Annotated in this window: 8 protein-coding genes; 3 read left to right on the plus strand and 5 right to left on the minus strand. The window is 59.3% G+C overall.

What is annotated here, in order from left to right:
- Positions 1–300: 300 nt before the first annotated feature.
- Together R8871_RS00465 and R8871_RS00470 are read right to left on the minus strand one after the other, a co-directional pair.
- Entirely contained in the window at positions 301–1332 is a 1032-nt protein-coding gene (locus R8871_RS00465) for a Type 1 glutamine amidotransferase-like domain-containing protein (protein WP_175048544.1), read from the minus strand.
- Between the two features lie 352 nt (positions 1333–1684).
- Complete coding sequence (locus R8871_RS00470) at positions 1685–2233, minus strand: DUF2199 domain-containing protein (RefSeq protein ID WP_175048545.1); 549 nt, start codon at positions 2231–2233, stop codon at positions 1685–1687.
- Positions 2234–2829: 596 nt separating this feature from the next.
- Here R8871_RS00470 and R8871_RS00475 point away from each other — a divergent pair.
- Positions 2830–3090 carry a hypothetical protein gene (locus R8871_RS00475; RefSeq protein WP_175048546.1) on the plus strand — a complete coding sequence of 87 codons (261 nt, stop codon included), beginning with the start codon at positions 2830–2832 and terminating at the stop codon, positions 3088–3090.
- Positions 3087–3308, plus strand: coding sequence for a hypothetical protein (locus R8871_RS00480; protein ID WP_175048547.1), 222 nt, complete (start codon positions 3087–3089; stop codon positions 3306–3308). Before R8871_RS00475 ends, R8871_RS00480 begins: the two co-directional genes overlap by 4 nt.
- A gap of 291 nt (positions 3309–3599) precedes the next feature.
- Here R8871_RS00480 and R8871_RS00485 read toward each other — a convergent pair whose 3' ends face one another.
- Complete coding sequence (locus R8871_RS00485; protein ID WP_246287280.1) at positions 3600–4487, minus strand: LysR family transcriptional regulator; 888 nt, start codon at positions 4485–4487, stop codon at positions 3600–3602.
- Positions 4488–5288: 801 nt separating this feature from the next.
- Between R8871_RS00485 and R8871_RS00490 the strand changes: the two genes are divergently transcribed.
- On the plus strand, positions 5289–5864 hold the full coding sequence (locus R8871_RS00490) for a helix-turn-helix domain-containing protein (RefSeq protein ID WP_175049921.1): 576 nt from the start codon (positions 5289–5291) through the stop codon (positions 5862–5864).
- A gap of 558 nt (positions 5865–6422) precedes the next feature.
- Here R8871_RS00490 and R8871_RS00495 read toward each other — a convergent pair.
- Positions 6423–11912 carry an AAA domain-containing protein gene (locus R8871_RS00495; protein ID WP_175048549.1) on the minus strand — a complete coding sequence of 1830 codons (5490 nt, stop codon included), beginning with the start codon at positions 11910–11912 and terminating at the stop codon, positions 6423–6425.
- Positions 11909–13102 carry a M48 family metalloprotease gene (locus tag R8871_RS00500; RefSeq protein ID WP_175048550.1) on the minus strand — a complete coding sequence of 398 codons (1194 nt, stop codon included), beginning with the start codon at positions 13100–13102 and terminating at the stop codon, positions 11909–11911. Before R8871_RS00500 ends, R8871_RS00495 begins: the two co-directional genes overlap by 4 nt.
- Positions 13103–13232 lie beyond the last annotated feature (130 nt).

Below are 13232 nucleotides of genomic sequence, written 5' to 3' on the forward strand. Positions count from 1 at the left end.
CGACACAGAGAAGGCCGATAGCGAGGCGTATGTGTTGCGGTGCGTCGGCCTGAAAGGCTGGCATCTCTTTTAATTTTTGTATTGGCATCCGTTCTCAGGCGACTGTCGCCCCCCGCTCTCAGTTGTTTTGTCGTGTACGTCTTGTTGCCGTCTCGCCGCTCCGTCTCCAAGCCATAGACCTCACGCTCCCGGCAATATAGCAGCACGCGGGTAGCCACAATTATCTGACCGTTGCGCTAGGGCCGACGCTGCCATTGTCATCAATCGTGATCGCCATGCCGACAGTCCGTTTCTGGCCGATCACGGCTCGTTCCTGCCCCGGTCTTCAAGTTTCACCCCGTGGGCGTCGCGCCCGTGCTGGTGATGTACAAGGGAGGTGACATTTCCGTCACCGTCTCTTTCAAAGGTGACTTGCGCATCAACTACCTTCCAGAAATACCGATTCTCGCTCTCCGGGAAAATCTCGTATTTCTGTTGGCGGCCATACTGAGCAAACAGTTGCTCACCCTCGATCGTGATCAATACGATCTCCATTGGACTCGTAAGCTGATACCGCCCGACACACGCCTGCTTCAAACTCAGGCCCAAGGAGATCGGCTGACGCTCTGGTCCAAGGGTAATCGAACCGATAACCTTGGGCACTAGCGGGCGCTCATCGACTCCAGTTGGCTGGAGCTTCAGTTGGTAAGCGGTTGCGCCCTCCCGCCAGGAGAGAACGTCGGCGATAGAGTCCTCCTCGAACAGTACTGCCGCATCATCGTCAATCGCAATCGCTGAGGACAACACGAGCATTCGCATCGTCTCCAATATCTCTTGTCGGCGAATACCGTCACCAGCGTGGTAATGGACATCGCAGATTCCAGGTAGAAGTCCGAGGCATCGCTGGAGCGGGAGACGACGGCGCCCAGGAGGCGGCAAGGGATGCTCAAACCAGCAAACCGCACCGGCACTCATACCAGACAGCAGGACGCCATGCTCCCACGCGTCCCGGAGCACCAGATCTAAACCCCAGTCTTTCCATAGCGCCAATGCGCAACGTGGATTGCCGCCGCTGACAAAGATCGCATCTTGCTGCCGCAGGTGCGCTGCTGCGTCGTCCGGATGAATGCACTGGGTTCCTGCCCTTCCGAAGAAGGAGACGTTGGACGTCTGGCAACCTAGTTTTCCGTAAATGTCATCAAAATCATTGATCAGCATTGGCGGGTCGCCGGCTGGAGTGGACAGGAGACACATCTTAGGTTGCGCCTTTCCCGTGAGGTCGCGAACGTAAGCAGCGGCGAGCGCCTCTGATTCGCCGGTCGAGAAACCTCCAATCGCAAGAATTCGTCGCATATCATCCTTTCCTGAGCTATCTGGACTGCCTCGATATCAGCAACTGACAAGGCGCCATTGCCGTTTGCTTTACATTTTCCACTGAGACCCTACGCAAACTTCACTGGGACAGCATTCGATTCGAATTGCGCCGGAGCGGCTGATGCCCGTCTGACTGCAGTCGCGTGTTGATTGAAGACGATCTCGCCTGCACTACCAAATGGCCGAACTCGGCTCGGCGACGATCGGCTCAGTTCGCCCCCAAGCGGACGTTGAGCTTTCTCGGACAGCAGGCATTCAATCGTCGGCGATCATGTACGGCTCGAAGAGCAAACCGCCCCGATACTGGTTGAGTCTCGAGGTATCAGCCTCATCAGTGGAGAATGCTCCGCGGATGAAGAACCAAGGCGAACAGCTCTTGTGCTCGCGCTTCGGTGATCCCGCTATGAAAGTCAATCGATAGCGGATGGTTAGTCTGCGCGAGCTCGATAAGTGGTCTGTCCGTGCCTGCCTGAGGAAAAGTGCGTGCCTTTAGCCCCTCCACCGATGGATAGCCTGGAAGTTGATTTGCTAGCCAGCTGAAGTACGGTCCGCCCGGCTTGCCTGATACAAGCCTGGACTCATAGTCCTTGAAACTGTGCTCGCTAAGGGAAACCCATATTCCCCATAAGAACGGCTCTGCAGCACGGATGATCGGAATCTCCAGGCATGCCCGCGCGAAGAAATACCGACTGTCGATAACACAGAGGTCTTCGTTCCACCATGCTCGCGCCGCTCTGTCCGCCTCTGGTATATCCAGTAAATATCCGGGGACTTTGAAGCCGATACTGGGTTCCCCCTCGTGCCATTCCGAACATTGCGAGCACTTGAATCTCAACAGGCCCATTCGATCTCTCGCGTTTTCCAGGTTGTGGTCCGCCATTGTCGCCAACCTGGGAACAGACGTCGAACGTCCCTTCGTGGCCGGCGCAAGCCGATCCTACTGTTAGCTTGTTCGAGTTATTTCCGATTGCGGTCGAATACCATCACTGTCGATTCGGCAACACCACTTTACGTGCGCTGGCCAACCGCCCTCCGCGTTTTTTGCTACGACTCCATTCGCAACCAAGTCGTCTACGTTTCCGTTCTCGTCCAAGTCATGCATGTACACACGAACAAGCATTCCTTCGTACAGTTGAACCGGAACGCCGCAGGCGTCGACCTTGCTGTCGTCAGCGGAGAGCAGTACGGTATTTGCGTCGACCATTTCATTGAAGTCGACGAAGAAATCTGACCTATGCATGATTAGCCGCTATTTCCCGCCTCCAAGTCCGATCCGCCCCGCCGACGCTCGGAGCAATCGAAGGCGCAAGACGTCCCTCTTGTTGGTGATTGTCAGCAATCCAGACGTCCGTGTCGACCGGCCGCTCGTGGCCACCCGCCGCCTGTCGTCGATCGGCAGCGCGCAACCCGCAGCGGGCCTTAAGTTTTCCCGAAAGCGGCCGTTCAACAGTCTGTGATATTTCGGATCAAAATGCCATGTTTACGCCAGAGTTTTCTGCAACCGATGCCACACAACATACACTGATCGCCAATCACTATGTCGAGACGGAAGAGGCACTGAACCTAAGCGTTGCGTTCGTACGGGCGCGCATACTTTTTGGCCGACAACACGTGCCGCAGCCGACAAGGTTTGTGGTGCACTACGACGTGCGTGGACAAAGGGTTGCGGACAATCTGGAAGGCCGCCTTAAGAAAACGCTCGGAGACGTCGCCGAGGTTCGGGTGAAGCGGTCATGAGCCTTCAACTTATAGTTCGTGGGATATCCCTGAGCGATGTTGAGCGCAGCCTTGACCTGCTCGACGGTAAAGCGGAAGTATTTTCGATTGGCCGAGAGCATGTCGGGATTTCTATCCCGACCCGCATGCTTGACACCGTCGGGGAGGAAAAGGTTAGAGAGGCGCTACGACACGTGACCGTCTATGACCTTTACTCGGGCGTTTGGAACGGACAGTAATGTGCAGTCGAGCAACTTGGAACATCGACGGAAAAATTGCCGACGATTCGGAAAGGGATATCGACAGTCCCTTCCTTGCCGAACTTAGCCGGATGGCAACCGCCAAAATTCGCCCCGGAGCCAACAGTCAGGTTTCTCGCTAGCGGACATTCGAGCCGATAGCGCTGCGCCAAACTGGCAGCAAACTGATGAGGATCGGACGGCCCTTAGCGTTGGCTCTCACCATGCGAGCCGAGCATAGACGATAACCGGACCGTCTGAACATCAAATGTTAAATACACGCACGTTGAATCATGTGTTCGAATCTGGAGTCCAGCTCCTTGCGAACGCGATGAGCGCCCGCAAGCTGCTCGATTGATGTCGACGGTTGGCAAAGTACAGGCTAGGCCTGTCATGCACGGGTACCCACTTTTCAAGCACGCGTTGCAGTCTTTGAGTGGCGATGTCCTCCATGACATGCCATTCGTTGATGAAGGCAATGCCGACTCCGCTAAGGACGGCATCTCGCGTCAGATTTCCCGAATTGACTATTAAGCGACCCTTCGGTTCTATCCGGATTTTTTTGCTCCGGAACTCGAAGTCCCATGTATTGATCGTTCCGTCAGTTAGCCGGAACCGAACACATTCGTGATGATGCAGCTCATGAGGTGTTTTCGGAATGGGGTATCGCAGAAAGTACTCGGGCGTTGCCACCACGGCACTACGCTGAGGACGCCCGAACGGGACCGAGATCATGTCCTTGGGAACGTCCATGGGGAAACGGATGCCTAGATCAAAACCCTCCGAGACAATATCAACGATACGGTCCTCAGCCTTTAGCTCTAGTTCGATGTCGGGATAACGCTCCATAAACGAGAGAAACATCGGCATGGTCTGTCGCGCGAAGCCCGTGCTTGTACTCACGCGAATCCGCCCGGAGGGCGAATCCTTTTGCGCCCCCGCGCGCTCAGTCGCGTCACGAATCACTGCGACCGCAGGTGCGATGGTTTCCACGAACTCCCGTCCAGCATCTGTGAGCGACACGCTTCGGGTAGTGCGGTGGAACAGTTGCACTCCGATGCGCGACTCCGACGCGGCGATCATCTGGCTTAACGCAGATGTCGAAATCTCAAGTTCGGCCGCCGATGACCGAAAGCTACGATAACGGGCGACCGTCAATATGGCTTCGAGATCAGTCAATCCATTCTTTCGCATTATCCTGTTTCACTTAATGATTCATGCATGATTATCCGTCTAGTTGATTGCCCGGTGTGGATATATTCTTCGGCCTTGCCCCGTGCGAGGAGGAACGATGCGTCAACAAGGCAACCGGCCAGGCGAGCAAGCCACGCGTGCGCCGGGTAACGAAAGGATCGCGACGAAGCATCTGGAGCCGTCGCTTGAAAGCTTTCGCGCGACGGAAGGAACAGATCGAGGGACGCTAACCGACATGCTCTTCGCAATCTCGCTTGGCTGGCGACCGCTAGGGACTATCGGCTGCGTAGCAAGCATCGATGACATTTGGGCGGTCTATGAGAACGCAAGCGAAGCCGGCGCCTCCACACTACAACCCGGGCTGCTGCGCGTGGCAGACGCTTATTCCGAGACACAGCGCATCGCGCCGCGCCCTGCATCTCCAACCCGACCTTGCGAGCTGCGTTGGTCGAGGCTGACTGCCGGGGGCAGTTTGCGGCGAGTGGCCGCGCTGTGGTTTGTCACCGGTGTTGCGGCCGGGTTCTTCCTGACACGCCTCGCTGAAAAGCAGGGATGGTCGCGATCTATTGCCGCCGAGCAGAGAACCTCAGCCTCTACGCCGGAAAAGGATGTGCTACTGGCTTCAAAGGTGTCGCACCTGCAAGCATCTCAGGAGCCCAGGGAGGATCCGGCTGATGGCGGTGGACAACGCGCTGCTTCACGAGTGGACTCGCCACACTCCGCAACTTCATATCTGACTATGTGAATACATTGATGCCATGGGCCTCGAAGTCCACTTCATTTTTTATGTTCACCGAAATGAAAAAAAATATTTCATCCGCGCAATTCGGCGGCAAGATCCGCGCGCTGAGGCAGCGGCTAAAGCTCACTCTTGACTGTACGGCAAGGGCTGCAGGGATTTCGAAACCTTTCCTGTCACAGATAGAGCGCGGCTTGGCCATGCCCTCGATTGCCTCGTTGAAAGGCATTGCCGACGCGCTTGGTGTTGCCGTGCAATACTTTGTTGACGCGCCAAGCGAACAGAAATTTGTGTGTCGTGGCGAGGAAGTGAGCTTCTTCGAGTTCGCGGATACCGCAAACTCGTTCGCCAGACTTACGCATAAGTCTGGAGGCCGGCAGCTTGAGGCCGTCCTTGTGAGATTCCCGCCCTATCAGAGCGGACCTGCCGATATGCCAACCAGCGCAGAAGAAGAGTTTCTTTACGTCACTTCGGGTGAAATTTCGTTGACTCTTGAGGGCAAGACGTTTGTGCTCAAAACAGGGGACAGTGCGCATTACCAATCGACGCTGCCTCAAGGATGGTTGAATAACCAATCCACTGAGGCGCTTGCGATCTGGGTCGGGACGCCGAACCTACTTTAAATGTCGAAACAGAGTAATCGCAAGCAACCAATTTAGTGCGATCGCCTGGGAGCCAAGGATTCCGTGACCTTGAATCGCAACGCTGCGCAACCCAATCGAAGAATAATCGCCGTTCGCCAGGCTGCGCTCAGCGCGCATAGTGACTAGCGCGCGTTCGCGGTCCGCGCCCAATGGGCCACTTGCGTGTTTTCCAGCAAGGTTGCGGAGCGACGTTTGTCGGCAATCTGGGGGGCCAGCGTTGAACGTCCGTAAGTGGCCAAACCCCGAAGTACAAAGTCGACCCAGCAGCGAGGGCTTGGAACGACAGCCGAACTTCCGTAGCCGACCCGGAGCTGCCGCTCAATTTTTCCGATCGCAGCCGTCCGAAGGACTACATCAGTTCGCCGCCATAGACGAGACGTTCCCGCTAACGCTAAAAAGCTTTGCGGAGGCATGTTTGCGATCATGCGAAAAGCCGCAGCAATTCCTCCACCGGTTGCGATGCCTAGCTTTTGGGCGAAGCGGTTTGTTACGCGAGGGACCGTACTGAAAGACCATCGAATACGGTCCCGACTCTTCTTACCCCTCCACATAACCCTTGCGCAGCTTCTCCGCCACGAGCTTGTCCATCTCGCGGCAGGCCCGCTCCGGTGTGTCGAATTCCTTCAGATTGGTTTGCCCGTTACTGCCTATGCGGCCATAGCTCACGCTCAACTCTGTGCCACGCAACCTCGCGCGCCAGAACTTGCTCGAACCACCTTGCTCGAAGCGCAGCGTCCGCACCACTTCTGTTTGCGCAGTTTGCGCCGCTTCCGCGGCTCGAACGTCGACATTGGATGCATCCGCCGATAGTGCCGAAGGGGGTGTCTGCCGCGGAGTAAGAAGCTCGACTTCCGCACTCAAGGCGCGGTCCTCGCCATCCGTCAGCATTGCCTCGATACGCGCCAGCACTCCGTCCGCATCGGTGAGCCAATCTTTGCCGGGAATGTCGAGTACGCGCCAGCCGAAGCTGCGCAAAATTCCGGGGCGAAATACGAAACGCTCAATGGTGTCCGCGACCTCTTCGCCGGGTGCATCGAGAAGGATTGCCAGCGCATAGCCCTGCGCCGACGGATCGGCAATGGCCAGATCGCATCGGAACTGGGAGTGCCCGACATTGACATGCACATGATGACCACGGGCTCTCAACGCCCTGGCCAGAGCATCCCTGATCGTGTCGGACGCGGCCTGACGCGTGAACGTGTTGCGCGCACCGAGATTGATCGCCCCCAGCACCGCCTGCGCGCGCTCGTACTGTCCGCAGGCGCTGGCTTGAGCGAACTGCAGGAACGTGCGTAGTGCCGCCGCGCCGTCGTTGTGCACGTTGGTGATGGCATCGGCCTGAATTGTCGACACAACCGCCATGCGATGGCGGGCACGGCTGAAGATCACGTTCAGGCGTTTTTCGCCGCCGCGCTGGTTGATCGGACCGAAATTCATCAGCATCTTGCCGTCGGGCCCTGGGCCGTAACAGATGCTCAGAATAATCACGTCGCGCTCGTCACCCTGGACGTTCTCGAGGTTTTTGACAAACAGGCCATTGAACTGGTCGTCGTCCTCGCGCACATACTCTCGTTCAAGGCGCGCGGCGAAGTCGGCATCCTCGCTCGCCAGGGCTTCCAGCGCGGACTCAATGCTGCTTTGCTGGGCCTCGGAAAACGCGACAATACCTACGCTCAATCCGGTCTCGCGACGTAGCAACTCACTCACGGTATGGGCGATATAGCGCGCCTCAGGTTCATTGCGCCGATCCAGATAGACGCCGTCGCTCAGTTGATGGAAACTGACCGGCCTCATTAGCAGCGCGTCGGCGCCGGCGATACCGACGTCATCCTGATCCGAGCGCAACGGTGTCGTTTCGTTTTCGACTACATCCAGCAAACGGTCCGGAATAGTGACGAGGCGACCGCTGTAGAACGCCGCGTTGGAAAAGCTGATCAGCGATTCGTGACGGCTTCGGTAATGCCATGCCAGTAGCGTGGCAGGAAGGTTGCGCGCGGCCTGATTGAGCAGGCTGTCAGCGTCCAGATTGATGGCAATTCGCTCACCATCCTCCTCCACGACGATCTCGTCGTCGCCATCGGCACCGCCGGAGGAGAAGAAACTCGTCGGCGGCAATTGCATTTCGTCACCGACCACGACTATCTGGCGTGCCCGGCTCATGGCAGGAACCGCTTCTTCCGTAGGAATCTGACTGGCCTCGTCGAAAATCACCACATCGAACAGGTTCGGTGACAGCGGCAGCGTGTCGGACACCGATAACGGGCTCATGAGCCAGATCGGCTTCAGGTCGTTGATCACAGCGCCGGTCTCACTATCGCTGAGATCGCGAATCGAACGATGACGCATGCTCTTGCTGAACTCATGCTCCAGTTCACGGCGACCTGTGGCATAGAGCTTCTTGAACGCTTTGCCATCGGCGTCCAGTTGCGTGGCCGACAGCGACGACTGCCGCACGTGTTCGGCAAACTGCCGATGCTTCGTTGCTTGCACGACGTGTGCGTTGAGGGCGAGCAACTCGCGCTGGTTATTCGCAACTGCGCGTGCGGTTTGCGCAAGCGCCGCACCATTGAAACGCGCCAGTACCGGATCGCCGCGCTCAAGCCGGCGCAACGCTTCGTCGGCGACCAGCGCCTCGATTTGGGCCGGTGCGTGATCGATCATCTGCAGCGCGACGGCATAGGTCGGGTCTGCGGCATGAACTGCACACAGCAGCGGGAGCAGGTCGGGAAGATCGTCCAGTGCTTCACGCAGGTCACGTAATTGTTCCGCGATGTCGGCGAGACGCGCACCCGTGCTCAACGTCGTTCCATCGCAAACACGTGCGGTCAGCTTGTTCAGCACCTCGCACGAACGGGCTTCCGCGAGTGCCGTTTCAACCGGGTCGACGGCGTGGCGCAGATGCGCGACCAGTGCGCGAAGACCGCTGTCCGACTCCAGCCGTACCTTGAGTTCGCCCAGCGCGTTCAGAAAGACGCTCATGTCGCTTACGCCATAGCGTCGGCGGCAGTCGGCATCGGCCGCACTCATTGCTGCACTGGCGGCGTGCTCCGCGGCCAACGCCTCAAGCACTTTGCCGTACCCCGGATGAACTGCATGCTTGCCGAAGTCGTAACGCCGCTTCAACTGACCACGCAAGCGCCACCACATGGGTTTCAGCCAACGTGCTGCCGAGTGCTCCAGACGCCGCGCCATCGCGAGCGCCGACTCGGTGTCGTCCGAAGCAAGCTTGTCGCGCCAGTTCGCGGTGGCCGCTTGCGCCGCGCTCAACGCTTGCGCGCACTCCTCCAGGCTCGCGCGTACCCGGCTCAGTTCGCCTTGTGCGGAAGAATTCGCATCGAGAAGATTCAGCTGGGCGGCAAGGCCACGGTCGAGCAGCCATTGACTATCGGTTGCGATCGAACGGGCATGTTCCAGCGTGCTGTCCTGATCGATCAGACTCGCCGTACTTTCGAAAACCGGGTCCAGTAAATCGAATAGCACTTCGACGTCGTGGCATAGCTGCTCGACGCGCCCAAATGCGTGCTGGCCGTCCAGTAACCGCGGCGAGATTCTGGCGAATGGGTGCGCGGCAAGACTGTCCAGACCGAAGCGATCCTTCATCACGTGGTGTATGCGCTGGGTGAGTTCCCGATGAGTGTCCCAGGTCGCCAGCGTCGGCAGACGCTCTCGCATGGCTGGACCGGCCTCCGGAGTAACGCCCAGTTCGGCCAGGCGGCGCAGCAGTGCACGCACGCTAACTCCTAGCGTCTCGGGGACCTCGGCCATCGCCGACTCGAAACGGTCGATAGACCGTTGTTGCTCCGCCAGGGCGTCTACGATCTGGGCGCGCCGTGCGCCTAACGCGTCGCAGTCGTGCGGTTTGGAAATCCACTGCTCGTAGCAGGTGCGCAAATCGGCAATGAAGGATTTTTTATCGGCCTGAGAGTCGTGGATGAGGCAGCACAGCGACTCCAGCCCGCTTTGCTTGAGCCGATGGAACACCACGTCCAGGGCAGCACGCTTCTCGCAAACGAACAGAACACGTTTGCCGCGTCCCGCGTAGTCTGCGATCAGGTTAGTAATGGTTTGCGATTTGCCGGTGCCGGGCGGCCCCTGGATGATAAAACTACGCTGGTTGCGAGCGAGGCCAACCGCCGCGTTCTGGGTCGCGTCGGAAGCGACAACGTTCCACTGGTCGCCGGGTGCGAGCAGCACAGGTGTATCGGTCTCCACTTCGCGCGGCTCGATCGAGAAGACGCGATCGAACGCGGGGTTGGCCCCGGGTTCGTCGATCAGTTGAGCGTAGTCGCGCACCAGCGACATCTTCCGGTAGTTGAAGTTGGCCAGCGTGACCTGGGTCAAGTCGATATCCCACGCATATCGATGACCTTCGACCTCTTCCAGCACGAAACCTTGTCGATCGTCGTCGGCCACTGCCGCATCCGACATGTTTGGTCGACGCAGACCAGCACGCGGTGCGGCGCCCGCTTCGAAGCGCTGCGGCAGATCGCTTGACCGGACCCAATGCTCGAACAGCGCGCGTCCAAGCGGGCGGTAATCGTCCTGTGCATAGCTATACGGTGGCAGCGACCCGCTGCGTGCGCGCACGACGGCTCCTGGCCTGCGGCGCTTGAATTGCTGCATGCGCTGGAGGGCCTTCTGCCGCACCAGCCGGACCGAGGCTCTTTCGACGAGCCGCAGTTCGACCGATGGCTCCGAGCGATGGATCTGCGTGAGGATATTGGCATGGATTTCGGCGAGCGAAGTCTTGCCCAGATCCACTGTTTCGTCGAGGTGGATGCCGTAGAGCTGACTAAGATGATGACGCAACACCGGATTGAATTCGGCATCACCACTCGTGCACTGGACCACATACTGGTCACGCACGCCTTTGCGCTTGACCAGTTCCACCGGCAGCCATAACAGCGGCGTCATGATACGTTCGTCTGGCGCCTCCTTGAGGTTGTGCCAGCGCAGGAAAGCGACCACGAGGCGCAAGTTGCTGAAGCCGAATTCAGCGCGGTCGCGACGGGTTTCGGTGATCAGTCGATCAAGCGCGGCTGGCAAATAGGGTTGATCGTCGAAGCGCAGCCAGCGCTGCAAGGGTACCGATCGCCCGGCGACCAGTTCAGCTGCAAACGGTCCACCCCATGTGCAGATGTGCTCTGGCCGTACGCTCTGGATTTGCAACATCAAGGGGACGCTGGCCACCGTCAGGTTGACGTTGGCCGCGCTGGGACGGAAGTACAGCAACCGGTTGCGCCGCGACAGATCGAAGAGACGGTCGCGCAGATGTGTGAGCACCGCGGCGCGCCGCGGTGCAGCACCGCTCGCGCCGGCCAGCGCCCGCTCGATATCAAGACCCAGCGGCTGCTCGCGCCAGGTGCGCAGCCTTGCGGCCAAAGCGGACACGTCAGTCGCGCGGTCGTGCCGGTTGATCTCGGTCATTTCCACGATGACCGACGCCACGATCGGATTCAGCCGGCCGTGGAGCGAGAACAGGTTGCGGCGGTGGGCAAGGAATCGGCGCAGATCGCCCTCATCGGCAAAGTCGAGGCCGCAGGCCAGACTGGCGAGCGCCATGCCGAGAAGGAAGGTGTCACTGATCTCATCGTGGTGACCGATCAGCAATTCCCAACTGAGCGGACCAGGCAGGTAGACCGGGCGTTCAATCGGCGCGGCGCAATCCAGTTGTAGCGCCTCGTCCGTCACTTCGCGTCGACCGTCCTCGGCATGGCTGCGCTGCAGCGCGCCAATGATGTTCAGACCAGACGCCGGATGCGGCTGCACCCGATGCACCGCGCCGATATCCATCGCCGGCAGTTCGCCTTCCGGCCGGCGCAGGACTAGTGCGCCGCCCTCGCCCACCAGGATGCTGTCGACGTCGAGTGCGGCGACCTGGCCATGCTTGTGCAGGGAAGCCACTTGTTCGAACAGCGGCACCACCAGCACGAGTACATCGTCGGTGAGCAGCGGAGCACCTGCCTGAGCTTGAATCAGCGTGCGCAGCGTACGCGGTGCGTCCTTGTGAATCGGCTGGTCGCTCATACCCGGCCCTCCCCGGCCACTTGGCGGCAGAAGCGCTCGAGGTCGCACTTGCTGAAACCGGCATCGCGACGAAGATTAGTCTGCAGGGCATCGAGGCTGCCGAGCGCCCTGGCCACGTGGCCAGCCCGAAGCAACGCCGCATCCTGCTGGTCGGGGTCCGCTAGAGCGAGATCCATCATCAGCGCATTGAGGTAGTCACGGATGCTTTCGTCGGCCACGTCGCCAGCGAATGCTTCCGGCCCGATAGCGGGCTCATCGTCCTGCCAGTCGGGGAACAGCATCCGGAGCTGAGCCTGTACGCCGTCGCTCGCCAACGGCGTACCGGCCAGGTAATGAGCCAGGAAGCCACGCGTCAACTGCTGCAGCCGCTCCTGCTCCGGCAGGTCCAGCCGTTCCAGTCCCAACGGACCATGCAACCGGGTCTCGATCCACGAGTCGAGGTTCTCCGCCTGCTCCCACCACAGCGCCAATGCGCGGGCCCGGATGAAGGTCTCCGGATGGGTATGCGCGGCGCTTGCCTTTGCTTCGTGCGACTCGATCTCCGACGCCTGGCGTAGGTAAGCCGCTGCATCAACGCTGTTTATGCCTGTCTGGATTTTTACCAGCGTCGATACTGCTGGGGCCACTGCGCCGGCTGCCACCGCGCCACCCCGGTCGGCAAACAGTTCGGTATGCAGGGCATAACGCCGATAAGTCTCACGATGGCTGCTGCTGTTGCCAGGAGCGGCCAGCGCGTCGTTAAGGATGCGGTCCGCCACCAGAAACTGGCCATCGTCTCGCGACCATAGCAGGTGATGAGCAAGCTCATGGCCGAATACCGCCATCAGCTCCTCAGTCGACAAGCGCTCCAGCAACGGTCCTTGCAAGATGATGTGCACTTCGTCGGGCACATAAATCAACGACGCATTCATTTCCTGCCCTGACGACTGATAAAGCGTTGCTCGACCTTCGACGCCAAGGCGCTTCATAGCGTGCTCCAGCGCCGCGTGCACCTCGGCATGGGCGTCGGCATCGAGGCGATATGTGTCGCGCAATAACATCGAACGCAACTCTTCGCGTTGCTCGACGGAGCCGGTGCGGGCGCTGGCCCAGCGCCAGACCTCCGGCTCGTGGCGACGTAGGTAGTCGACCACCTTTGCGTGATATGCGAGCGGCACAAGCGCACCGCGGTCTGGGGCGTAAGAGTCCATGTAGGGACGTCCGGGATTGAGTCGGTCTGGTTTTAGAAGGGTAAGTGGCGAACAGCGGTCGTTGAAACAGGGCCCGCGACGTCAACATGGGCGACGCGAAATCATCACGCCATATATTGACGGTCCGCTT

Source organism: Paraburkholderia sediminicola, from assembly GCF_902859805.1.
GTDB lineage: Bacteria > Pseudomonadota > Gammaproteobacteria > Burkholderiales > Burkholderiaceae > Paraburkholderia > Paraburkholderia sediminicola.